This is a genomic window from Mycobacterium sp. D16R24, from assembly GCF_002013385.1.
In the GTDB taxonomy this organism is placed as follows: domain Bacteria; phylum Actinomycetota; class Actinomycetes; order Mycobacteriales; family Mycobacteriaceae; genus Mycobacterium.
Map to the genome: position 1 here is coordinate 175,722 of NZ_MAEV01000007.1, position 22,713 is coordinate 198,434.

The window sequence follows — 22,713 nt, forward strand, 5'->3', positions numbered from 1 at the left end:
ACCCCATGGGCACCACGGCGGAAGCGCCCCATGGCGGCGGTCTGCAGCACTCGCTGCAGAAGCGCCACCTGACGATGATCGCGATCGGCGGCGTGATCGGTGCCGGTCTGTTCGTCGGGTCCGGTGCGACCATCAAGGCCGCCGGACCGGCTGCCTTCCTCACCTATGCCATTACCGGCGTGCTCATCGTGCTGGTGATGCGCATGCTCGGCGAGATGGCCGTGGCGAATCCGTCGACCGGCTCCTTCGCCGACTACAGCCGCCGTGCACTCGGTGATTGGGCGGGATTCTCGGTCGGCTGGCTTTACTGGTACTTCTGGGTGATCGTTGTCGGATTCGAGGCGGTGGCCGGCGGCAAGATCGTCCAAGATTGGTGGCCGCACACTCCCCTGTGGCTCATCGCACTTGTCCTCATGGTGGCCATGACCGCCACCAACCTCTTCTCGGTGCGCTCCTATGGCGAATTCGAATACTGGTTCGCGAGCGTGAAAGTCCTTGCCATCATCGCGTTTCTGGTCCTCGGCACGCTGTTCGTCGTGGGCTGGTGGCCGGATAAGCAGATGGACTTCTCCAACCTCACCAAGGGCGGGTTCGCACCGAACGGCACCGGTGCGATCTTCTCCGCCATCGTGGTCGTGGTGTTCTCCATGGTCGGCCCGGAAATTGCCACCATCGCGGCCGCCGAATCCAAGGACCCCGCGCGGGCCATCAGCAGGGCCACTAACTCGGTCATCTACCGAATTGGGCTCTTCTTCGTGGGATCCATCTTCCTTATCGCGGTGATCGTGCCATGGGACAGTCCGACCCTGGGCACCTCGCCCTTCGTCACCGCATTCAAGACCATGGGAATTCCGCACGCCGACAACATCATGCGGATCGTGGTGCTCACCGCCGTACTGTCCTGTCTCAATTCAGCGATGTACACCGCCTCCCGCATGCTGTTCGTGTTGGCAGGAAGGGGCGAGGCACCACGCAGCTGGCTACGCGTCAACTCTCGCGGTGTTCCCATGCACGCCATCCTGGCGTCCTCGTTCATCGGATTCGTCTGCGTAATACTCGCCTACATCGCCGAGGACACCGTATTCCTGTTCCTGCTCAATTCCTCCGGCGCGGTAATCCTCTTTGTGTACTTCATGATTGCGATATCGCAGCTGGTGCTCAGGCCCCGCACACCCCCGGAGAAGCTGATCGTCAAGATGTGGGGCTACCCGGTGTTGACGATTCTCACCGCAGGTGCCATCGTGACGATTCTGGTTGCCATGGGCTTTCAGGACGGCACCCGGTCGCAGCTATGGGCCAGCCTGCTGTCCTGGGCCGTAATCCTGATCGCCTTCGTGGTGCTGCGGCTGACCCGCCAACGCGACCCGTTGCCCGAGGAGCCGGTCACCCGGTAATCGCCACCGCCCGCCTGAACAGCTGCAGAGTCAGACCGTGGAGGTAATCACCCACCGCCACAGGTGCTTTCCCGGCGAATGCACGCGCGTGCGTACCCTCCAGGATGATGCCCAGCTTGAAGCAGGCCAGCACCGTGTACCAGTCCATCGCACTCAGATCACGATCCGTGCGTTCGGCGTAGTGCGCGACGAGCTCCCCGGGTGTGGGCAGGTTCCCGGCCTGTACGAGTGCTCCGCCCAGTGACGCATCGTCGGTCTCCGACGGCCAGGTCGCCAGCAGCCACCCCAAATCCAACAGCGGGTCGCCGATGGTCGACATTTCCCAGTCCACGATCGCCGCCAACTGCGGGCCATCGCGACGGAACATCATGTTGGCCAGGTGGAAATCGCCGTGCATGATTCCCGGCTTCCACTGCGACGGCCGATGCTGCTCAAGCCAATCCGCGACGGACTGCAGGCCCGGGATATCCGGGCCTGGATATCCCTCATGCTTGACATACGAGTCGAGCTCCTTGAGCCAGCGCGGCACTTGGCGCTCCAGGAAGCCATCGGGATTGCCGTAGCCATCCAGTCCCAGCGTCTGGTAGTCCAGTGCGCCCAGCGCAGCAATACCGCTGACCGCCTCCAACCCCATCTGATGCCGGACATCCGCACTGCCGGCATGTAACTCCGGCAGGGTAACCGAGGCATTGAAGCCGTCGACCGGCTCCATCAGGTAGAACACCGCGCCACCCAGCACCGTCTCGTCGACGCAGGCCGCGATGAGTTCCGGCGCTGGAACTCCTTGCCCGCGTAATGCTCCCAGCAATCGCGCCTCGCGGCGGATCACGTTGTTGCTGGCCTCACGCAGGTGCTTCGGCGGCCGCCGCAACACGTACTCGCGGCCGCCCCGGGTGAACCGCACCATGATGTTCTGAGTGCCTCCCGTGATCGCGGAGATATCCGCAACCTCACCCACGGGGAGCCCTTGCTCGTCCATCCAGCGCGAAACTATCTCGAAATCAACGCTTTTCGGATCTACATGCTGCGGTGCGGCCATTACAGATTGCCCACCCGGTGCTCGATCCGCGCCGCCACATGCGCCCGCGCCTTCTCCGTCAGCGCCGGTATGTGGCTCGGCGGGAACAGCCCCTCATACGGGGTGTAATCCTTGAGGACCTCCTTGGCGATGGTCACCTTGTGCACCTCGGTCGGGCCGTCGACCAGACCCATCACCTCCGAGTACAGGAACATCTTGGCCAGCGGCATCTCCTCGGACACCCCGAGCGAGCCGTGCAGATGCAGGGCACGCTGGGCGACATCGTGCATGACTTTCGGCATGGCGGCCTTGATCGCCGCAATGTCTTTGCGCACCTTGAGGTAGTCCTGGTGCTTGTCGATCAGCCAGGCGGTACGGAGCACCAGCAGACGGAACGATTCCATCTCGATCCAGCTGTCGGCGATGCGCTCCTGCGTCATCTGCAGCTTCGCAATGGTGCCGCCACGCGCTTCCCGGCTGATGACACGCTCACACATCATGTCGAATGCCTTGCGCACCTGGGCCACCGTGCGCATGGCGTGGTGCACGCGGCCTCCACCAAGACGGGTCTGCGCGATCACGAACGCGGCACCTTCGGCACCCAGCATGTTCTCGGCGGGAATCCGGGCGTTGGTGAAGCGGGTGTATGCCTCGTCCTCGCTGAACCCGTGCACGGTGATGTTTCTGACGATCTCGACTCCGGGGGCGTTCGGGTCGACGATGAACATGGACATGCCCTGGTAGGGACTGACGTCCGGGTTGGTGACGGCCATGACGATCCAGAAGGCCGCGTGCCGCGCTTCGGAGTTGAACCACTTCTCCCCGTTGAGGATCCACTCGCCACCGTCGCGCACCGCGGTGGTCTTGAATAGCGTCGGATCGGATCCGCCCTGCGGCTCGGTCATGACGTAACAGGAGCCGATGTCACCGTCCATCAGCGGCTGCAGATAGGTGGCCTTCTGAGCTTCCGTCCCGTAGTGCGCGAGGATCTCGGCATTGCCGGTGTCGGGTGCCTGGCATCCGAATATCGAAGGCCCCCAGACCGACCTGCCCAGTATTTCATTGAGAAGCGCCAGCTTGAGCTGCCCGAAGCCCGGGCCGCCCAGTTCGGGTCCGAGGTGGCAGGCCCACAGGCCGCGCCGCTTGACCTCTTCCTTGAGTGGACGTACGTAGTCCATGGCCTCTTTGTCGGACTTGTCGTACGGATTGGGGAACACGTAGTCGAGCGGTTCGACCTCGGTGCGGACGAACTCCTCGGCCCAGTCCAGCAGCTCCTGGTACTCGGGGTCGGTTTCGAAATCCCATGCCATGTCAGTCACTTCCTGTCGGTTCGGGTTCAACGGGACGGTCCAACTGGACACCGTCCAAGACCATGTCGGCGATGCGTTTGGCGATCTGTGCCGGGCTCTTGCCGTCGGCGCGGTACCAGACCGCCACCATGTTGAGCATCCCGAGAATCGCGTTGGTGATCAGGTGATCGGAGGTACGAAACGCCCCGGCCTCGTGGCCCTCGTCGAGGACGCGCTGCCAGCAGCGCTGCAACTCGTCGCGTAGTACCTGCAGCTCCGCGGCGCGCTCACCGGTCAGCGCGGAGCCATCGCGGACCTGGATGGCGACCTGCTTGCGGTACTTGACGATGAGGATGACGTAGGAGCCGATCAGCGTGCGCAGGCGCTTGGCCGGGGCGGTGCTCATACCCGCGATATGAGCGGCCTCGGTGAGCATCTCGTCGATGTAGCTGCGCAGGATCTCCCAGAGAAGTTCCTCTTTTGATCCGATGTGGTAGTACAGCGCACCACCGCGCACACCCGCCGCCGAGCCGATCTCTGCCACCCCGGTGCCGTGAAATCCCTTTTCCGCGAAGAGTTCCGTTGCCGCATCCATGATCCGCCGGCGGGTCGCCGCGGCATCACCGTCGGACGCGGGCGGCCGGCCCCGCCGCGGTTTGGCGCCGGCCTCCGTCACAGGATGCCGCCGTCCAGGCGAATCGTCGTTCCCGTGCAGTAGGCCGACGCGTCGCTCGCGAGATACAGTGCCGCGCCGACGATATCCTCCGGCTCACCGACACGTCGCAACGGAATGCTGGGAATGAGCGCCTCCGCGAATCCCGCCGGCCAGGCCGCCGCGATATCGGTGTTGAACAGCCCGCACTGAATCGTGTTGGCACGCACGGTCGGTCCAAAGGTATGCGCCAGCCCGAGGGTCAGGGCGTTTAAACCGGCCTTGGCCGCCGCGTACGGCAGCGCGGTGGCGTCGGGCCGTACCGCTTCGATCGAGCTGATGTTGATGATCGAGCCGCCCGCACCTGCCGCCATCTTGGTGGCAATCGATGCCGACAGCCGGAACGGACCCTTCAAGTTGACCCCGATCACCTTGTCGAACAATGCTTCCGAGACCTGGTCCAGGCTGGGGTACAGCGGTGACAGCCCCGCGTTGTTCACCAGCACGTCCACGCGGCCGAATTCGCGGTACACGGTGTCGACCAGCTCATCGCATTGTGCCCAGGAGCTGACATTGCAGGCCACCGGTAGCGCGCGGCGGCCCTGCTCGGCTTCCACCTTGGCGGCCAGCTCGCTACAGGAGTCGATCTTGCGGCTCGCGATCACCACATCGGCGCCGTGGGCCGCGAACGCCTGCACCATCGCTCGCCCCAAGCCGCGGCTTCCACCGGTGACGACGACGACCTTGTCCTGCAGCATTCGAGTCTCCTCCATTAATGTGGCGATCGATACATTAAGGACGCGACGCCGATAACGCAAGGGCTGCCGTGATCGATCAGCGAGCGAGCTTGTCCAGCAGCAAGGTGAACAGCGCTTCGGTCTTATCGTCGTTGGGGTCGAGTCGGCAGAACATCACCGAGGCGACATAGTTCGCGCGCTGTCGCGCCACCAGTCGGCACGACCACGGTGAGCGGTCGGTGGTGCGCGTCCAGTTCACCTCGTCGTGACCGCTGTGCACGACGCTGAGCGTCCAGCTCTCCTGGACACCACCCACCGCGGTAGTGCCATGCACTCCATCGCATCGGGACATGCGCTGGGCAAACTGCTCGAACTGCTGGCTCGCCGAGCTGGCGGTCTCGAACACGATGAGCGCCGTGCCGATGGTGTGTCTGCGGACCTTTCCGACGGTTTCGGAGTACGCCCGGATGCGTGCCGCGCTGAAGCTCAGGTACTGCTGCCGCGTGGCCAGGGAGTATCCGTACGCGCAATCGGACACGGTGTTCGCCGTCGAGAGCACCGTGTCGAGCGGCGGAATGGTCTTGACCCCCGGAAGACCCACTGCCGCACGAATATCCGATGCCGACAGCAGGCGATCTTCAAGGTCGGCCTGCCTCGGCGGCAACACCTGGTAGAGCCTCTCCGGCTTGGCGGGGGCGGCGGCCTCACCCGCGACCGCATGGGTGCACGACGTAAACAGCGCAGACAGACTGAGCAAAATGATTGGTAACCAGCGCATTACCGTGCCTCCGAGAGCTTCATCGTCAATCGGTTCAGCACATCGCCCGCCTTGTTATCGGAACCATGGGTGCAGAACATCGACGATGCCACGAAGTTGGTCCGCTGTCGTGCGGCCATGTAGCAGGTCCAGCTGGAGTCGACCACGCTACGCGTCCAGGCCACCTCATCAGCGGTATCGGCGCTGGTGACGCTCAGCTTCCAGGCGTCGGCGGCGTCACGCCTCTTCTGCGTGGTGACGCCATCACATTGCGACATCCGGCCGGCGAATCTCCGAAACTCACGCTGCGCGGTGCGCGTATCACCGAAAACGATCAGCGCGTTCGCTACCGAGTACTCCCTGACCTCCTCGGTCTCTTGCGAGTACCCCTCAATTCGCGCGGCCTCGTATCCCGAGTACTGCACGACCTCGGCAAGCGAATAACCCAGCGCGCATGGCAGGCCGGGGTCAGTCGACCCGAACATGCCGTCTACCGGGTCCCACACCTTCAGGAGTCTCGGGAGGCCGGTAACTTCCCGAACCTCCTCGGGAGTGAGCAGCCGCCCGCGAAGCTTGCCGTCTACCGGCTGAATCTCGCGGTAGAGGCTCTCCCTGTCCACCGGCACCAGCGCCTCACCATCGGCAATCCGCGTGCAACCAGCCAAACTAAGCGCCGCACACAACAGCGCGATACCTCGATGCATGCACACCCCCTGTCCCCGCAACCCTCGATCGGGGTTTGCTAGGAGTGTAGCTACACCACCAGTGCCATGCGTGGATCGGTCAGCATCGCACCCAGATCCGCGAGGAACTTCGACCCCTGCTCACCATCGACCAACCGGTGGTCGAAGGACAGCGCCAGCGTGGTGACGTCGCGGACCGCGAGCTCGCCGTCCACCACCCACGGGCGTTTGGCGATCGAGCCCAGGGCCAGGATGGCCGCTTCACCCGGATTGATGATCGGGGTGCCCGCATCGATGCCGAACACGCCGATGTTGGTCAGCGTGAACGTTCCACCGGTCATATCGGCGGGCGCCGTCTTTCCCTCACGCGCGGTGGTCACCAACTGCGCGAAGACCGCGGCCAGCTCACGCAGCGACATCCCGTTGGCGCTCTTGACATTCGGAACCACTAGTCCGCGCTCGGTCGCTGCCGCGACACCCAGATTCACGTAGTGCTTGATGACGATCTCGCCGGCCTGCTCGTCCCAGGTGGAGTTGAGGGAGGGGTGCGACCGCAGCGTCAGCAGCACCATCCGCGCGACCAGCGTCATCGGGGTGAGCTTGAGATCGGGGTGCTTGGACTTCAACTCGGCGAGCAGCTCCATCGTCGCGGTCATGTCCACCGTCAGGAATTCGGTGACGTGCGGCGCGGTGAAGGCGCTGCGGACCATGGCGGCGGCGGTGTGCTTGCGGACGCCCGCGACGGGGATCCGCGTTTCCCCGCCCACCGGTACCGCGGGTTCTACCTGCGGAGCGCGGGCGGTGAGGCTGCGGGTGTAGGCCTCCACATCCTGTCGGGTGATGATGCCCCCGATCCCGGTGCCGCTGATCAGGTCGAGGGCCACGCCGAGTTCGTCGGCCAGCTTGCGCACCGACGGTTTGGCAGCGGGGCGAGGCTGGTCCAACGCCGCCGGCTGAACTGCCACCGGCGCGGTCGCCTCCGTCTCCTCCACCAGCGCAAGCGCGGCTGCCCCGGTTCCCGCACGACGTCGACGCCGGGTCTGGCCACTCGATTCCGACGGACCGTAACCGACGAGGTTCGCGGGCGCGTCCGGTTCGGCACCGGCCACCTCGATCGAGATCAGCGGTGAACCGACCGCAAGGGTCGAATTCTCGGCCGCGTCCAACGCCACCACGGTTCCTTCGTAGGGGGAGGGCAGCTCGACCATCGCTTTCGCGGTTTCCACATCGGCGAGCACCTGGTTCAGCTTTACCTCGTCGCCGACTTTCACCTTCCACGAGATCAGATCGGCTTCGGTGAGCCCCTCACCGAGATCTGGGAGCAGAAACTGTTTGACTGCCATGGATTTCGCATTCCTCCTAGGCGGCAATGGCGCGGTCGACGGCGTCCATCACTCGCTCCGCGTCGGGCAGGTAGTGGTGCTCCACCTTGTTGGCGGGGTACGGCAGGGCGAAGCCACCGACGCGCAGAATCGGGGCCTCCAGGTGATAGAAGCACCGCTCGGTGATGCGTGCCGCGATCTCCGCGCCCAATCCCATGAACACCGATGCCTCGTGAACCACCACCAGCCGTCCGGTCTTGCGTACCGACGCCTCCAGGGTGTCGAAGTCGACCGGCGAGAGGGAGCGCAGATCCACCACCTCTATCGACATACCCTCCGCGGCTGCCATATCCGCGGCAGCGGTGGCGACGGCGACCATCGGACCGTACGCGGCGACGGTCGCCGCGGTGCCGGGCCGGACGATACGGGCAGAGGACAGGGAAAGGGCCGGGGCCGCCGTGTCTTCCAGGTTGACCTCGCCCTTCTCCCAATAGCGGCGCTTGGGCTCAAAGAAGATGACCGGGTCATCGCAGGCCACGGACTGGCGGATCATGTCGTAGGCATCCTGCGGCGATCCGCACGCCACCACCCGGAGGCCGGCCGTGTGGGCGAAGTACGCCTCCGGCGATTCCGAATGGTGCTCCACCGCACCGATTCCGCCACCAAACGGGATGCGGATGGTCAGCGGCATGCCCACCGCACCCTTGGTCCGATAGTGCAGCTTGGCCACCTGACTGACGATCTGGTCAAAGGCCGGGTACACGAAGCCGTCGAACTGGATCTCGCACACCGGGCGATATCCACGCATGGCCAAACCCACTGCAGTGCCGATGATTCCGGACTCGGCGAGCGGCGTATCGATGACCCGATGGTCACCGAAGTCCTTCTGCAGCCCATCGGTGACCCGGAAGACGCCGCCGAGCTTGCCCACGTCCTCCCCCATGACGATCACCTTGTCGTCGTCTTCCAGGGCCGCACGCAGACCTGCATTCAGGGCACCGGACATGGTCATTCTGGTCATGATGCGTAGGTCCCTTCTCTTCGCGCAAGCGGCTCATCGACCCCTTCGACTCCAAAGCCTGCGAGGTATTCCAGATAGTCGCGTCGTTCCGCGGCGACAAGTGAATGTGGCTCTGCGTATACGTGATTGAACATGTCCGCGGCAGTTGGCTCGATCGTGCCGAGACATCCGGCGCGCATCTCGGCGGCGACCTTATCGGCCCTAGCCGCGATGCGCTGCTTCTCCGAATCCGTCAGGGCTCCTCGTCGCGCCAGGTACTTTTCCACCCGCGACAGCGGATCCTTGGCGCGCCACTCCTCGAGCTCGGCGGCGTTGCGGTACTTGGTGGGGTCGTCGGAGGTGGTGTGCGGCCCCATCCGATAGGTGACCGCTTCGATCAGGGTGGGCCCGCTGCCCTCGCGCGCGCGACGCAGCGCCGCCCGCGTCGTGGACATCACCGCGAGCACATCGTTGCCGTCCACCTGAATTCCCGGCACCCCGAATCCGGTGCCGCGCGCCGCCAGTGGCAGATGGCTCTGCACCCGCACCGGCTCGCTGATGGCCCACTGATTGTTCTGGCAGAAGAAGACAACGGGCGCACCGAAACTCGATGCGAAGGCGAAGGCCTCCGACACATCGCCCTGACTGGTGGCGCCGTCGCCGAAGTACGCGATGACCGCGGTATCCGCCCCGTCGAACTTGACGCCCATGGCGTATCCGGTGGCGTGCAGCGTCTGCGCGCCGACGATGATCGCGGGTGCTGTGACGTTGTGGTCGCGGGGATTCCAGCCCGACTGGGTGGAGCCCCGCCAGAACTGGAGCATGGCCGTGGGTTCGACGCCGCGGCAGTACGCGACACCGTGCTCACGGAAGCTGGTGAAGGCGAAGTCGTCGTGCGCCAGCGCACGGGCAGAGCCGACCTGTGCGGCCTCCTGGCCCAGCAGCGGTGCCCACAGCGCGAGCTCGCCCTGACGCTGCAGAGCCGTGGCCTCGGTGTCGATGCGGCGGACCGCCACCATGTCCTCATACAGCGCGACAAGCTGCTCGTCGCCGATATCAGCGACCAGCGGCGCATACGCTGAATTCTCGACCCGGTTGCCTTCCGGATCCAGGAGCTGGATGGTTTCCATACCCGCCTCGCTAACGAAGTGAAGCACCACCTACCGATGACCACCACCCTGTGGTTGTGTCATGACTCACAGTGCATCAGATAGTCATACTGCGCAACCGATGCGTGTTGAATTGCGCATTCTGCATATAATTGCCGGGCCATTCTGTGCGATACTGCGCGCTATGACCACTCTCGACGCCACCGACGCCAGGTTGTTACTCGCGCTCACGCAAACACCCCGCGCGTCCGGAGTGGAGCTGGCGCAGCGGCTGAATCTGTCCCGCAACACCGTGCAGGCACGGCTCACCCGTTGGGACCAGCACGAGGCGCTGGCCGGTATCGACCACCAGATCGTGCCGCGGGCGATGGGCTATCCCATGACTGCCTACGTGACGGCTCGCATCGACCAGCACCAGCTGAGAACCATCGGAGTAGCGCTCGCCGATGTACCGGAGGTCGTGCAGGTACACGGCCTGGCGGGCGCCGATGACCTGATGATCAAGGTGGTGGCGGTCGACAGCGACGACCTCTACCGAATCGCCGGGAACATCCTCGATATCCCGGGCATCACCCGCACATCCATCGCGATCGCCATGCACGAGTTGGTTGCATTCCGGATGACGCCATTACTGCGGCGCCTCGCCGGGCACGACTGATGCTCAACCCAGCCAGTCTAGAACCGCTGCGGCCGTCCAGGATTGCTGCATGCTGCCCAACGGCTCGCCGGTAAACGGCTCGTAATACTCCGCGAAGGATCCGTCACCCGCCTGCCGCAATCCTTCCTGCCGTAGCAGGAACGCACGTTCACTCCATCCGCGCCGCTCGAACGCCCAACAGAACAGCCAGGTGAGCACCGGCCAGACCGGACCGCGCCAATACTCGCGCGGACGAAAGTCCCGGGACACCGGCGACGTCGACGGCACCAGCGCGTATCGCAGGTCGGGATGACCGCAGAATCGCGGACCTTCCAACAGCCTCAGCAGTGCCAGCTCCTGCGCACGCGGCAGGCCACCGGAGAGCAGCGGCGCGAACATCGCAACCGTGTCGGTTGCCACCCACTTCCCGGTCTTGACATCGAAATCTCTTGCCGCACCGCTACGTTCCTCGGTGGTATCAACAACCCCGCGCCGGAATCGATCGGCCCAGCCGTGCAGTTCACGCACATCGGCACGCGGCCGGGCGTGCTCCTCACCGATGGTGGCCAGCACCTCGCAGGCCACCGCGAAGATGGCCGAAACGAACACGTCTTCCATGACGAAACTCATCACGTCCGGCAGCCGGGCATCGTCGTACCCCACCGATTTCATCTCTTCGAGCAGCCAGAGGTACACGTCGTACTCGGCGTCTTTGGGGCGCTGCGAGGCGTCGGTGATGATCGCGGTGTCCTCCCGCACATACGGCGGCAGCTCGCCCGGAACCACGTTTGCGTACGCACTGTCCCAGCGCGGCGAGTTATCCATCCCCGATTCCCACCCGTGGTACAGGGTGATTCGACCGTGCTGGTTCTGATCTCGCGCCTCCGCGAGCCAACGATGCCACCGCATCAAGTCGGCCCAGCGCCGGTCCAGAAAGGCCTCGGCGATCCCCCGGGCACTACGGCCCCGGCGGCGCGCGTGGTCCAAAATGCGTTGCACCGCTATGGCATGTACTGGCGGCTGGGTGATACCCGATGTCTGATAGTTCGACGGCGCGTTCGCGGCCAGTGTCGACGTCTGCCAGCGTGCCGGCCCGGGAAAGTAGCCGTCGACACCATTGGCGAAGACGATATGCGGGATCATCCCGTTGGCCCATTGCGCCGAGAGCAGTGTGTCGAGTTCGGTGACGGCACGTTCGACGCTCAGCGGCGCCAGCCCCACCGCCACAAACGCCGCATCCCAGCTCCACATATGTGGGTACAGCTTGGGTGCGGCACTGGTCATCGTCCCCCGGTCATTTCCTCTGAGCAGGTACGCCGCACGCGCCGCCAGCTGCGTGGGAGTGAACATCGGGTGGGACGGCATCCGTCCATTGTGCGGCGTACCCGGCCATTCCCTCTCGTCGAAAGCGCAGTTTCGGTGCGAAAGTGCCAGGAGAAGCCGTCCGAAGTCGACATTCGACGGAACGAGGCTAGCCTGGCGCGCATGCCCCTGGCTCTCATCACCGGCGCAAGCGGCGGACTCGGCGCCGCGATCGCGCGCGCACTCGCCCCTACGCATGCACTCCTGCTGGGCGGCCGGCCCTCCACACGGCTCGACGAGTTGGCCGCAGGACTGGGCGCGACCGCGTGGCCGGTTGACCTGGGCGACGAGGACGCGGTGCTGGCGGCCGCAGCCGACATCGGCGAACTCGACCTACTGGTGCATAACGCCGGGGTTTCCTACCCGGCGACAATCGCCGACTCGAAGCTATCCGACTGGCGAAAGACCCTTGAGGTCAATGTATTAGCACCAGTAGCGCTCACCCAGGCGCTTCTTCCCGCCCTGCGCGCGGCACAAGGCGACGTGGTCTTCATCAATTCCGGAGCGGGGATCAACGCACACCCGGGTATCGGCTCGTACTCTGCGAGCAAGTTCGCGTTGCGCGGATTCGCCGATGTGCTGCGCGCCGAGGAACCACTGCTTCGGGTGACCTCGGTGCATCCCGGCCGGATCAGCACACCCATGCAGCAGGAACTCACCGAACATGAAGGGCGCAAATACAATCCGGCTGAGTACATGCGGCCCGAGTCCGTGGCGCAGCTAGTCGCCGATGCCGTGAACCTTCCGCGCGACGCTCGTGTGCACCAGATCGTAGTGCGGCAGAACTAATCAGTCGTCGTCGCGGTGGCGCAACGGCAGGCACCAGATGTCGCTGTACGGCAGCGCCTGGTCCAGGTAGGCCAGGAATTCGCGCTTACCGCGATCACCTGCACGGATCGTGGCCGCGACCGCCTCGGCAACGGCCGCCAAATCCGGCATCACCACGGCGTCGGTATTGCGTGCGTCCATCCGCCCATCCTGGCCCCCGTGATCTTGAAGTGGAAGGCTCTGACGGACGGATCTGAGCGAGCGCCCTAGACGACCAGGTTCACCATGCGGCCAGGCACCACGATGACCTTCTTCGGGGTGGCGCCCGCCAGGAACTCAAGAACCTTCTCCTCGGCGAGCGCAGCGGCCTCGATATCGTTCGCCGGTGCATCGGCGGCAACCGTGATGCGGCCACGTATCTTGCCATTCACCTGGATCGGGTACTCGACCGTGTCGGCCACGAGCCACCGCTCATCGGATTCGGGGAACGGGCCGTGGGCCAACGACACGTCACACCCCAGCTGCCTCCACAGCTCCTCGGCCAGGTGCGGCGCCAACGGCGCGAGCAGCAACACCAGTGGTTCCACCGCGGCGCGCGGGGCACCCTCCGGGTACTCCTTGGTGAGGTGGTTGGTGTACTCGATCAACTTGGCCGCTGCCGTGTTATTACGCAGGGCCGCATAGTCTTCGGTGACTCCAGCTATCGTCTTGTGCAGCGCCCGCAGCGTCTCCTCGCTCGTCAGGGCATCTTCGGTGACGCGGATCTCGCCGGTCTCCTCATCGATCACCGCACGCCACACCCGCTGCAGGAACCGGTGTGCGCCAACGACATCCTTTGTCGCCCAGGGACGCGACAGCTCAAGCGGGCCCATCGACATCTCGTATACACGCAGGGTGTCGGCGCCGTAGTTGTCGCAAATGTCATCCGGCGAAATCGAGTTCTTGAGACTCTTACCGATCTTGCCGAACTCCTGTTTCACCTCGACTTTCCCCTCCGGACCGGGCCAGAAGAACTTTCCGCCCTCTTCAATCACCTCAGCGGCCGGGACGTACATACCGCGCGCGTCGGTGTAGGCGTACGCCTGGATGTAGCCCTGGTTCAGCAGCCGCCGATACGGTTCGCGGGAGCTGACGTGTCCGAGGTCGTAGAGGACCTTGTGCCAGAACCGTGAGTACAGCAGGTGCAGGACGGCGTGCTCCATGCCGCCGACGTATAGGTCGACGCCACCGGGATCATCCGGACCGTGCTCGGCCGGGCGCGGACCCAGCCAGTAGGCCTCGTTCTCCTTGTCGCAGAAGGCTTCCGCATTGTCGGGGTCCGCGTAGCGCAACTCGTACCACGAGCTGCCCGCCCACTGCGGCATCACGTTGGTATCGCGCGTGTACCGCTTGAGTCCGTCTCCCAGGTCCAGCTCGACGCTCACCCAATCGGTGGCCTTCGACAGTGGCGGCGACGGCTCACTCGACGCGTCATCGGGATCGAAGGACACCGGCGCGTAGTCCTCGACCTCCGGCAGTTCGACGGGCAGCACATCCTCGTCCAGCGCGTGCGGTCGCCCGTCCTCGCCGTAGACGATGGGGAACGGCTCGCCCCAATAGCGCTGCCGCGCAAAGAGCCAGTCGCGAAGCTTGTATTCGATGCGCGATTCACCGCGTCCATCGTTCACCAGCCGGCGGGTCACCTCGGCCTTGGCCGCGACGACGTCCAGCCCGTTCAGATAGTCGGAGTTCACCAGGGCGCCGTCGCCCGTGTATGCGGCTTCCGTGACATCACCACCCGAAATCACCTCCTGCACAGGCAATCCGAAGGCGTGCGCAAAGTCCCAGTCGCGCTGGTCATGTCCCGGCACCGCCATGATGGCTCCCGTGCCATAGCCCACCAACACATAGTCCGCGATGAAGACCGGCACCGGATCGCCGCTCACCGGGTTGGTCGCGTACGCGCCGGTGAACACGCCCGTCTTTTCTTTGTTCTCTTGACGTTCCAAATCGCTCTTGGCCGCTATGGAGCGCCGGTACTGGTCGATCGCCGCCCGTGGCGAGTCCTGGCCACCGGTCCACCTCGCGGCGGTCCCCTCCGGCCAGCTGTCGCCGACCAGCGCATCGACCAGCGGATGCTCGGGAGCCAGCACCATGTAGGTGGCACCGAAAAGTGTGTCGGGCCTAGTGGTGAATACCTCGATATCGCCTACGCCTGGGACAGCGAACAACACCGACGCACCCTGTGACCGGCCGATCCAGTTGCGCTGCATCGTCTTGACCTTGTCGGGCCAGTCCAGGTACTCCAGGTCTTCGATCAGCCGGTCGGAGTATGAGGTGATCCGCATCATCCACTGCCGCAACCGCTTACGGAATACGGGGAAGTTGCCGCGCTCGCTGCGACCATCCGAGGTGACCTCTTCGTTGGCCAGCACGGTACCCAACCCCGGGCACCAGTTGACCACTGAATCCGATTGGTACACGAGGCGATATGAGTCGACGAGCTCGGCGCGCTCACCATCGCTCAGCTCGTCCCACACGGTGCCGTCGGCAGGCGTACGTGCGCCGGAATCGAATTCGGCCACCAGCTCGTCGATGCGCCGCGCCCGCTGGGCATCGACGTCGTACCAGGCGTTATAGATCTGCAGGAAGATCCACTGAGTCCACTTGTAGAAGTCGGCGTCGGTGGTCGCGAAGCTGCGGCGTGAGTCATGGCCCAGTCCGAGCCGCCCGAGCTGGCGCTTGTAGTTGACGATGTTGGCTTCGGTGCGCACCCGCGGGTGCGTACCGGTCTGCACCGCGTACTGCTCGGCGGGCAGCCCGAACGCGTCGAACCCCAGCGCATGCAGCACGTTGGCACCGCGCATCCGGTGGAAGCGGGCATAGACATCCGTCGCGATGTAGCCCAGCGGGTGTCCGACGTGCAGCCCGTCACCCGACGGGTACGGGAACATGTCCTGGACAAACATCTTGTCCTTGGGAATCTGGGTGCCGTCGGTCGGTGCGAGCGTCCCCACCGGATTCGGTACATGGAAAGTGCCGCGGTCGGCCCAATTCTGTTGCCAGTGGTGCTCGATCTGCCCGGCGAGCTGCGCGGAGTAGCGATGCTTGGGGAATTCAGCGGTTTCCTCAATAGCTCTGCCGGCGTCCTGCTGGGCTTCAGTCACGCATCAAGGGTAAATGCGGCAGCTCAGCGAACAGAAATCGCCGCTTTGGCGACGAGAGTTAATCACTCTGGTCACAATCCGGCCACTTCCGGGGGTGTCCGGGGTGGTTTCTCAGCTGCGCTCACTAACTTCGGGACCGCCACAACCGAGAGCCTGCCTGTCGACATCGCGGTCGACACCTCCTCGCCCACGGTTGTCGCCCACCACGCGCAGACAACTCACACGACGCATTGGACAGAGCCGGAAGGACAGAGAAGGTGAAGACCACACGGTATTCAGTCAGGTTCGCGGCGGCCACGGCCTCCGTTGCGGCACTGCTCGCCGGGACCACCGCCATCGCGCTGGCGGACCCACAGCCTGTGCCCCCGGCACCGGTGGCCACTCCGAACGCCGCCACGTCGGCTCCCGTCGCACCGGCGGCGGCGCCCACGAATCCGCTGCAGCCTTCCGCGCCGATCGGTGGGCTCGCGCCCGCCAACGAGGGCACGCTGACGGAGTTCTTCGCTTCCAAGAACGTCAAGCTGGAACCGCTGACCAAGAACAGCCACGGTGCACCGCGCGTCAGCATCCCGATACCCAACAACTGGGCGAACGTGCCGGATCCCAATGTCCCCAACGCGTACCAAGTGATTGTCAGCAAGGCCAACGGCACCGGGCTCTACCAGTCCAACGCGCAGGTCACCATGAGCAAGCTTGTCGGCGAGTTCGACACCAACGAGGCCGTCTCTCACGGTCCCGTTGAGGTCAAGTCTCTGCAGGGCTGGCAGCCCACCGACGCCTCGCTGGTCACCTATCAAGGCGCCCCGTCCTCGATCGTGGAAGGCACCTTCCGTCAGGACGGTGAAACCCTCAACACTTCGCGCCGGGCCGCAATCATCACGCAAGGCAAAGACCGATACCTGGTCCAGCTGGCCGTCACCACGACCGTCGGCAACGCCATCGCCGAAGCTCCCGCCACCGACCTGATCGTCAACGGGCTGCGCTTCGGGGATGCCGCGCCGGTCACCGCGCCGGTCGCCGATCCGAATGCGCTCGCCGACCCGGACGCCGTGCCCGGTGCACCCGTCACGCCTGCTCCGGGGGCACCTGCGCCCGCGGACCCCAACGCGCCGCCATCTCCGGCACCCGGCATCCCGGGCCTGCCCACCCTGCCTCCGCTTATCCCACCGGCGCCGCCCGCGGCATAAGCGGCCCCGCATCCCGCTTAAACTGAGCGGGTGTTGATCGCCGCCATCGTGACCATTGCCCTGGCCGGGCTGCTGGCCGCGCTGTCGGCGGCGGGGTTCCTGCGGGCACCGCACGGCAGCCCTCAGCGCATGCTCGCACCCGCCCAGGCCGCAGCCACCGTCATCCTCGCGGCAGGCGCGCTCGCCGGGCTATTCGGTTCCACCGCAATCGGTTTGGTGGGACTGCTGGTATGTGGCGCCGCTGCCATCGCGACACTGGGTGCGGCGGCTTGGCAGGTCGCGCGATACACCACCGCCGCACAACAGATGTCGTCCTCGGGCAGCTGCGGCCGTTCCTGCGGCGGCTGCCCCAGTGCGGCCGTTTCCGGCCGTGACGGTCTTGGCGCAAGCGGCTCATCCGTGTGCGCGCGGCCCTGACATGTCCAATCTCTAGACACGTCGGCGCTACCTCATCTGAATGTGATCCGTATTCGCCCATGTCGGCCCATTTTTTGGTGTTATGTTCCCTGGCACTCGCAGACAGATGTGGTCAGAAAGGGAGCCGTGAAAGACACCAAGCAGATGGTCAAGTTCATCCTCGTTGGTGTTCTCACGCTCGCTTCCGGTATCGCCGCGTATATCTATCGCGACGACCAGCTGATGGTGGATCTGCTCACCGTGCCGTTGTTCACCGGCATCATCGGGTACATCACCAACTGGACCGGTGTGCTGATGCTGTTCGCACCCTTGCGTTTCTACGGCTGGCGCATCCCCGGGCTACGCACCCTGTACGCCTTCCTGCCCCGACGTGTACAGGTCATCCCCGCCATCACCTCCGACGGACGGTTCGGGTGGCAGGGCATTGTGCCGTCACGTGCGGAGAAGATGGCCAGCATCGCCGTCGACAAGAGCCTTGCCAAGCTCGGTAGCATCTCGGACTTCTACGAGCAGCTCGAACCGGACCTCATCGCGAATCACCTTGCACTGATTGCCAAGACAGAGATTCGCAGCGTCATCACCAAGATCATGGAACGCGAGGACCCGCAGCTGTGGCACAACCTGCCGCCGGCATTGCGGGAGATGATGTTCAAGCGCATCGAGAATCAGCTGCCGCAGATCGTCAAGAACATGACCGACCAAATCGGCGAGAACATCGGGCAACTCGTCGACGCCAAGCTGATGATCATCCGGTACCTCACCGCTCATCCCAAGCTGCTCAACGACATCTTCCGGACCATGGGGCACAAAGAGCTGCAGTTCATGCAGAACTTCGGTTTCTACTTCGGCTACCCCATGGGCTTCGTTCTCGTCGCCATCCTGCACTCGGTTCCACACCACTGGTGGACACCGTGGATCGTGCTGCCGGTGGGCGGCATCGTCATCGGGTACATCGTCAACTACCTCGGCATCACCATGATTTTCGAACCCGTGCATCCCAATAAATGGGTGCCGTGGCGTCAGGGTTTGTTCATCAAGCGCAAGTCGGAGATCTCGGAGGAGTACGCCCGCACCATCTCCGAGAACGTCATCACCCTGGAGAACATCGGTAACGAGATGCTCAACGGGCCGCGGTCGGACCGCACCCGCCAGATGCTGGCCGACGGCATCCGGCCGGCACTGGAGCAAGCGCTTGGGCCTGCCCGCCGCGCCATTCGAGTAGCCGTTGGTCGGCGCCAATACGACCAGATCACCGAATCGGTCACCATCGAGGCAACCGGATTCGCGCCGCTGGCGTTTTCCGATCCGGAGTTCAACAAACAGCGCCAAGGCAAGATCGGTTCCTTCGTCTCGACCCAGATGCACAAGCTCTCACTCGATGATTTCAACGAGTTGCTGCGCTCAGCGGTCAAACAGGACGAGTGGTTGCTCTTCGTGCACGGCGCCGTCCTCGGTGCGGCCGGCGGGCTGGCCCACCTGCTCATCTTCCCGCCAGCAGGGTGACACGTGGCCCGAATCGACCTGACAAGATGATGCCCGATGACCAATAACACGCCCGTACCCGCGCACAACAATCAGCAGCTGCGGCCCGATCGCGTTGTCCAGGGCGTGGCCATGCTGGCCGCGAAAACCTGGTGGCGTGGCGTCAAGTGGTCGGCCGATATCGCCACCACCACCGGTACCAAGATCATCGACGACGTCCGGGCCGGGCGCTCGGCCTCCGATATCGCCCTGTCGGCCACCGAGCATGTCCTGGGTGCCGTACGCGACGCGCTGCAGCTGCCCACTGACCCGACCGGACTCACCATCACCAAGCCACAACGGCCCGCCCCGTCTCGGGTCACCATCGACATCACCGAATCGGGTTCGCCCGACTGCGACGAATTGCGCCGCCGGGGTGCCGAATTGCTGCGGCGCTCAGCCGATGTCTCGGACGTTGAGGACACCCATCCCGCCTATGCCCGCATTCTCAATCAGCTCGCACCCGATGAGGCACGCATCCTGCGGTTCCTGGCCGCGCACGGCGCACAGCCGGTGGTGGACGTGCGCACCAGTCGTCCGTTTGACGTCGGCTCGGAGATGATCGCCGAGGGGCTCTCGATGGTCGCGGAGCGGTCCGGCTGCCGCTACACCGACCGCAACAACGCCTACACCAATAACCTTGTGCGCCTTGGCCTGGTTCGCGCATCTCCGGAAGCGGTTGCGGCCGAGCGTTATCAGGTATTGGAGGTACAGCCAGATGTGGTCGCGGCGTGCCGCCGCGCGGGCCGTGCGCATAAGACTGTCCGCCGCAGCATCCACCTGACGCCATTCGGTGAGGACTTCTGCCGGGCCGTCATTCCCTCGGACCCATCGGTCGGCGACGACCTGTAGGTCTAGTTGCGGCTGACGTCGATGGGGTGTGTCGCCAACAACGACAACGGCAACGGCTGACGCCGCAGCACTGTGGCCCACAGGTCATGGCTCGCATCGGTCAGCACATCGGACGGCAGCGCGGACAACACGATCCAATCGTCGCGCTCAACCTCGCCCTCCAGCTGACCGATCGTCCACCCCGAATAGCCGGCGAAAACCCGGACACCCTCCACCAGCGGGGCGATGTCCTCGGGCTCGGCATCCAGATCGACCATGGCCATACGGCCCGTCACGTGGCGCAGACCCTTCACACCCTCGATGCTGACACCGGCCCGCAGAGTCGCCAGACACAACGCCGCATCACGTTTGACCGGTCCGCCGATGAACATCGTCTTCGGCTTGCTGGCGAGCTTGGCCCACTGCGGCAACACGTTGTACACCGCGGTCTCGCTTGGGCGGTTGAGCACCACCCCCAGCGTGCCGCCGTCGTTGTGTTCAACGACGAAGATCACGCTGCGCCGAAAGGTCGGCTCGAACAGGTTCGTGTTGGCGACCAGCAAGGTACCCGCCCGCAGGCGATGTGCGGGCGGCGCGATGTAGCCCTCGCCATATGCCTCGCCCTCTTCGGGCTCGTCGCCGTGCGCCACCTGAATATCATGACATCGTTTGCCGTTTCATGACTTGTGCTCAGCCAACCGCTACACATTTGTAGTGTGGGCGTTAAGCGGTCCGCCTAATTCCTGCCGCTTTACTTCCTGTAACCCGATCTCCACATACGAAAGCGACTCACATGAATGCGCGCCACTCGCCGCTGAGCTTGTGGCACGCCATCCAGGATCTCCCCGACTTCGGGCGGCTCGTGTGGGTGCGGCTGCTCACCCAGTTCAGCGATGGCCTCTTTCAGGCCGGGCTGGCGGGTGCCCTGCTGTTCAACCCCGAGCGTGAGGCCGAGCCGTGGGCCATCGCCGGCGCGTTCGCGGTGCTGTTCCTGCCGTATTCGGCGATCGGTCCGTTCGCGGGTGCGCTACTGGACCGATGGGACCGGCGTGCGGTCTTGATCTGCGCCAACCTGCTCCGGGTACTGCTGGTGGCCCTTGTCGGTATCGGACTGGCCTTCAGCGCCGGCGATGTGGTCCTGCTGTTGGGTGCGCTGATCGTCAACGGGGTCACCCGCTTCGTGACATCGGGCCTATCGGCTGCCCTCCCCCATGTGGTACCTCGCGACCAGGTCGCGACCATGAACTCGGTGGCCACCGCTGTCGGCGCCACCGCCACCTTCGCGGGTGCCAACTTCATGCTGATGCTGCGGGCCGTCTTCGGGGCCGGTGACTTGGGTTCTGCCACAGTCATTTTCCTCGTGATAGTGCCGGCAACGGCGGCGGCCTGGGTGGCCTCGGGCTTTCCCGGTGACCGGTTGGGCCCGGATGACAGCGTGCGCGCTGTCTACGGTTCAGCCGTCTACGCCGTGGCCACCGGCTGGGTGCACGGTGCCCGCACCATCGTCAGCACGCCCTCGGTGTTCGATGCGCTCATCGGTCTGGCCGCCCACCGCATGGTGTTCGGCATCAACACCTTGCTGGTCCTGGTCCTGGTGCGTAACAACGCATCGCTGTTCGCCGGGATCGGCGCCGCGGCACTGTTCCTGGCGTGCACTGGTATCGGCTCATTCCTGGGCACGGTCTCCACTCCTGCCCTGCTGCGACGCTTCGGCCGTGGACGGACCCTCGGAATAGCGCTGGGCGGTGCGGTTGCCCTCCAGCTGATTGCCTCCGGTCTCTACGTGCCCATCGTGCTCGGTGCCGCGTTCGGCCTGGGGATGGCGGGGCAGGTGATCAAGTTGTGTGCCGACGTCGGCATGCAGACCGATGTCGATGACGCCCTGCGCGGACACGTCTTCGCCGTGCAGGACTCGTTGTTCTGGGTGACCTTCACCGGTGCCATGAGCGTGGCCGCCGCCTTCATCGCGCAAGCGCACTGGCTGGCCTTCTCCGGTGCAGTGATCTACTTGATCGGCCTGATCGTGCATATGACCCGGACCCTATGGCCCAGCCCGGCCGAACCGAATCACACCGACCCGGAAGGACACGCCCGTGACCTCGACCGCTGACGCTGTCATCGATGACCTGCGCGACGAGAGCGATGGACTCGACGTCCTCGTGGCACCGCTGTCCGCACAGGACTGGGCCCGCGACACTCCCGCGGCGGGCTGGACGATCGCCCACCAGATCGCACATCTGCACTGGACCGACGCGCAGTCGCTGCTAGCGGTCACCGATCCGGAGGGCTTCGCCAACGAGCTGCCCAAGGCGCTGGCCGATCCCTTCGGATTCGTGGACAAGGCCGCCGAGGAGACCGCGCAGACCCCTCCGGCCGAGCTGCTCACCCGCTGGCGCGATACCCGCAGTCAATTGCATGCGGCGCTGCGCGCGGTGCCGGACGGAGTGAAGATCCCCTGGTACGGACCGCCGATGAGCTCTGCCTCCATGGGCACGGCACGCCTGATGGAGACGTGGGCGCACGCGCTTGACGTCGCCGACGCACTCGGAGTGGTACCCGCGCCCACCGCTCGGCTGAAATCCATTGCTCACCTTGGTGTTCGAACCCGGGACTACGCCTTCTCGGTGCATTCACTACCGGCCCCGGCCGAGCCGTACCGCGTGGAGCTGACCGGACCCGGCGGTGATACATGGGCCTGGGGTCCCGAAGATGCCGCGCAGCGTGTCACCGGATCCGCAATAGATTTCTGCTACCTGGTGACCCGGCGGCGGCCCCGCGCCGAGCTGGATCTGCGGGCCACCGGCGAGGACGCACAGCAGTGGCTGTCCATCGCACAGGCCTTCGCCGGCCCGCCCGGTGAAGGCCGCGGATAGCAATTCGCTC

The 22,713-nt window shown here is 64.8% G+C and carries 22 protein-coding genes; 9 read left to right on the forward strand and 13 right to left on the reverse strand.

Features of this window, described 5'->3' with window-relative positions; translation table 11 throughout:
* The first annotated feature begins 5 nt into the window (after positions 1-5).
* Positions 6-1,394, forward strand: coding sequence for an amino acid permease (locus B4383_RS06075; RefSeq protein WP_078289804.1), 1,389 nt, complete (start codon positions 6-8; stop codon positions 1,392-1,394).
* Here the strand turns inward: B4383_RS06075 and B4383_RS06080 are convergent.
* The 9 genes from B4383_RS06080 to pdhA all read right to left on the reverse strand — a co-directional run bounded on the left by B4383_RS06080 (position 1,384) and on the right by pdhA (position 9,982).
* Positions 1,384-2,433, reverse strand: a complete 1,050-nt coding sequence (locus tag B4383_RS06080; RefSeq protein ID WP_078289802.1) for a phosphotransferase family protein — start codon at positions 2,431-2,433, stop codon at positions 1,384-1,386. The genes B4383_RS06075 and B4383_RS06080 overlap by 11 nt on opposite strands.
* Positions 2,433-3,722, reverse strand: a complete 1,290-nt coding sequence (locus tag B4383_RS06085; protein ID WP_078289800.1) for an acyl-CoA dehydrogenase family protein — start codon at positions 3,720-3,722, stop codon at positions 2,433-2,435. The genes B4383_RS06080 and B4383_RS06085 overlap by 1 nt, the downstream gene beginning before the upstream one ends.
* 1 nt (position 3,723) lies before the next feature.
* Positions 3,724-4,377 carry a TetR/AcrR family transcriptional regulator gene (locus B4383_RS06090; RefSeq protein ID WP_078289799.1) on the reverse strand — a complete coding sequence of 218 codons (654 nt, stop codon included), beginning with the start codon at positions 4,375-4,377 and terminating at the stop codon, positions 3,724-3,726.
* The gene (locus B4383_RS06095; protein WP_078289796.1) at positions 4,374-5,111 is read right to left on the reverse strand and encodes a glucose 1-dehydrogenase; all 738 of its coding nucleotides are present in this window, start codon (positions 5,109-5,111) and stop codon (positions 4,374-4,376) included. The genes B4383_RS06090 and B4383_RS06095 overlap by 4 nt, the downstream gene beginning before the upstream one ends.
* 76 nt (positions 5,112-5,187) lie before the next feature.
* Complete coding sequence (locus B4383_RS06100) at positions 5,188-5,868, reverse strand: sensor domain-containing protein (RefSeq protein ID WP_078289794.1); 681 nt, start codon at positions 5,866-5,868, stop codon at positions 5,188-5,190.
* Positions 5,868-6,551, reverse strand: coding sequence for a sensor domain-containing protein (locus tag B4383_RS06105; protein ID WP_078289792.1), 684 nt, complete (start codon positions 6,549-6,551; stop codon positions 5,868-5,870). The genes B4383_RS06100 and B4383_RS06105 overlap by 1 nt, the downstream gene beginning before the upstream one ends.
* Positions 6,552-6,601: 50 nt before the next feature.
* Positions 6,602-7,873, reverse strand: a complete 1,272-nt coding sequence (locus B4383_RS06110; protein ID WP_078289790.1) for a dihydrolipoamide acetyltransferase family protein — start codon at positions 7,871-7,873, stop codon at positions 6,602-6,604.
* 16 nt (positions 7,874-7,889) lie between these two features.
* The gene (locus B4383_RS06115; protein WP_176126481.1) at positions 7,890-8,858 is read right to left on the reverse strand and encodes an alpha-ketoacid dehydrogenase subunit beta; all 969 of its coding nucleotides are present in this window, start codon (positions 8,856-8,858) and stop codon (positions 7,890-7,892) included.
* 11 nt (positions 8,859-8,869) lie between these two features.
* Complete coding sequence (gene pdhA, locus B4383_RS06120) at positions 8,870-9,982, reverse strand: pyruvate dehydrogenase (acetyl-transferring) E1 component subunit alpha (protein ID WP_078289783.1); 1,113 nt, start codon at positions 9,980-9,982, stop codon at positions 8,870-8,872.
* A 163-nt stretch (positions 9,983-10,145) separates the two neighbouring features.
* Between pdhA and B4383_RS06125 the strand changes: the two genes are divergently transcribed.
* Positions 10,146-10,619 carry an Lrp/AsnC family transcriptional regulator gene (locus B4383_RS06125; protein WP_078289780.1) on the forward strand — a complete coding sequence of 158 codons (474 nt, stop codon included), beginning with the start codon at positions 10,146-10,148 and terminating at the stop codon, positions 10,617-10,619.
* 3 nt (positions 10,620-10,622) lie between these two features.
* Here B4383_RS06125 and B4383_RS06130 read toward each other — a convergent pair whose 3' ends face one another.
* Entirely contained in the window at positions 10,623-11,963 is a 1,341-nt protein-coding gene (locus B4383_RS06130; protein WP_078289777.1) for a glycogen debranching protein, read from the reverse strand.
* Between the two features lie 120 nt (positions 11,964-12,083).
* Between B4383_RS06130 and B4383_RS06135 the strand changes: the two genes are divergently transcribed.
* Complete coding sequence (locus B4383_RS06135; RefSeq protein WP_078289773.1) at positions 12,084-12,749, forward strand: SDR family oxidoreductase; 666 nt, start codon at positions 12,084-12,086, stop codon at positions 12,747-12,749.
* Here the strand turns inward: B4383_RS06135 and B4383_RS06140 are convergent, their stop codons facing one another.
* Complete coding sequence (locus B4383_RS06140) at positions 12,750-12,929, reverse strand: hypothetical protein (protein ID WP_078289771.1); 180 nt, start codon at positions 12,927-12,929, stop codon at positions 12,750-12,752.
* Between the two features lie 65 nt (positions 12,930-12,994).
* The gene (gene leuS / locus B4383_RS06145; protein WP_078289768.1) at positions 12,995-15,874 is read right to left on the reverse strand and encodes a leucine--tRNA ligase; all 2,880 of its coding nucleotides are present in this window, start codon (positions 15,872-15,874) and stop codon (positions 12,995-12,997) included.
* 257 nt (positions 15,875-16,131) lie between these two features.
* Here leuS and B4383_RS06155 point away from each other — a divergent pair, with 257 nt between their 5' ends.
* From B4383_RS06155 to B4383_RS06170, 4 genes are all read left to right on the forward strand, one after another.
* On the forward strand, positions 16,132-17,061 hold the full coding sequence (locus B4383_RS06155) for an LpqN/LpqT family lipoprotein (protein ID WP_078289764.1): 930 nt from the start codon (positions 16,132-16,134) through the stop codon (positions 17,059-17,061).
* 30 nt (positions 17,062-17,091) lie between these two features.
* Positions 17,092-17,478, forward strand: coding sequence for a hypothetical protein (locus B4383_RS06160; RefSeq protein ID WP_078289761.1), 387 nt, complete (start codon positions 17,092-17,094; stop codon positions 17,476-17,478).
* Between the two features lie 126 nt (positions 17,479-17,604).
* On the forward strand, positions 17,605-18,981 hold the full coding sequence (locus B4383_RS06165; RefSeq protein ID WP_078289987.1) for a hypothetical protein: 1,377 nt from the start codon (positions 17,605-17,607) through the stop codon (positions 18,979-18,981).
* 36 nt (positions 18,982-19,017) lie between these two features.
* On the forward strand, positions 19,018-19,851 hold the full coding sequence (locus B4383_RS06170; protein WP_078289759.1) for a DUF4393 domain-containing protein: 834 nt from the start codon (positions 19,018-19,020) through the stop codon (positions 19,849-19,851).
* Between the two features lie 2 nt (positions 19,852-19,853).
* Here the strand turns inward: B4383_RS06170 and B4383_RS06175 are convergent, their stop codons facing one another.
* Positions 19,854-20,480, reverse strand: coding sequence for a YqgE/AlgH family protein (locus B4383_RS06175; protein ID WP_078289757.1), 627 nt, complete (start codon positions 20,478-20,480; stop codon positions 19,854-19,856).
* Between the two features lie 143 nt (positions 20,481-20,623).
* Here B4383_RS06175 and B4383_RS06180 point away from each other — a divergent pair, with 143 nt between their 5' ends.
* Both B4383_RS06180 and B4383_RS06185 read left to right on the forward strand, forming a co-directional pair.
* The gene (locus B4383_RS06180; protein WP_078289755.1) at positions 20,624-21,940 is read left to right on the forward strand and encodes an MFS transporter; all 1,317 of its coding nucleotides are present in this window, start codon (positions 20,624-20,626) and stop codon (positions 21,938-21,940) included.
* Positions 21,924-22,703, forward strand: coding sequence for a TIGR03084 family metal-binding protein (locus tag B4383_RS06185; protein WP_078289753.1), 780 nt, complete (start codon positions 21,924-21,926; stop codon positions 22,701-22,703). The genes B4383_RS06180 and B4383_RS06185 overlap by 17 nt, the downstream gene beginning before the upstream one ends.
* Positions 22,704-22,713: the final 10 nt, after the last annotated feature.

Bases quoted from the DNA above. Each gene is read 5' to 3' on its own strand.
- B4383_RS06110 (WP_078289790.1), bottom strand. From the start codon at position 7,873: ATGGCAGTCAAACAGTTTCTGCTCCCAGATCTCGGTGAGGGGCTCACC.
- B4383_RS06105 (WP_078289792.1), bottom strand. From the start codon at position 6,551: ATGCATCGAGGTATCGCGCTGTTGTGTGCGGCGCTTAGTTTGGCTGGT.
- B4383_RS06075 (WP_078289804.1), top strand. From the start codon at position 6: ATGGGCACCACGGCGGAAGCGCCCCATGGCGGCGGTCTGCAGCACTCG.
- B4383_RS06080 (WP_078289802.1), bottom strand. From the start codon at position 2,433: ATGGCCGCACCGCAGCATGTAGATCCGAAAAGCGTTGATTTCGAGATA.
- B4383_RS06135 (WP_078289773.1), top strand. From the start codon at position 12,084: ATGCCCCTGGCTCTCATCACCGGCGCAAGCGGCGGACTCGGCGCCGCG.
- B4383_RS06170 (WP_078289759.1), top strand. From the start codon at position 19,018: ATGACCAATAACACGCCCGTACCCGCGCACAACAATCAGCAGCTGCGG.
- B4383_RS06125 (WP_078289780.1), top strand. From the start codon at position 10,146: ATGACCACTCTCGACGCCACCGACGCCAGGTTGTTACTCGCGCTCACG.
- B4383_RS06180 (WP_078289755.1), top strand. From the start codon at position 20,624: ATGAATGCGCGCCACTCGCCGCTGAGCTTGTGGCACGCCATCCAGGAT.
- B4383_RS06095 (WP_078289796.1), bottom strand. From the start codon at position 5,111: ATGCTGCAGGACAAGGTCGTCGTCGTCACCGGTGGAAGCCGCGGCTTG.
- pdhA (WP_078289783.1), bottom strand. From the start codon at position 9,982: ATGGAAACCATCCAGCTCCTGGATCCGGAAGGCAACCGGGTCGAGAAT.
- B4383_RS06100 (WP_078289794.1), bottom strand. From the start codon at position 5,868: ATGCGCTGGTTACCAATCATTTTGCTCAGTCTGTCTGCGCTGTTTACG.
- B4383_RS06115 (WP_176126481.1), bottom strand. From the start codon at position 8,858: ATGTCCGGTGCCCTGAATGCAGGTCTGCGTGCGGCCCTGGAAGACGAC.
- B4383_RS06085 (WP_078289800.1), bottom strand. From the start codon at position 3,722: ATGGCATGGGATTTCGAAACCGACCCCGAGTACCAGGAGCTGCTGGAC.
- B4383_RS06140 (WP_078289771.1), bottom strand. From the start codon at position 12,929: ATGGACGCACGCAATACCGACGCCGTGGTGATGCCGGATTTGGCGGCC.
- B4383_RS06130 (WP_078289777.1), bottom strand. From the start codon at position 11,963: ATGCCGTCCCACCCGATGTTCACTCCCACGCAGCTGGCGGCGCGTGCG.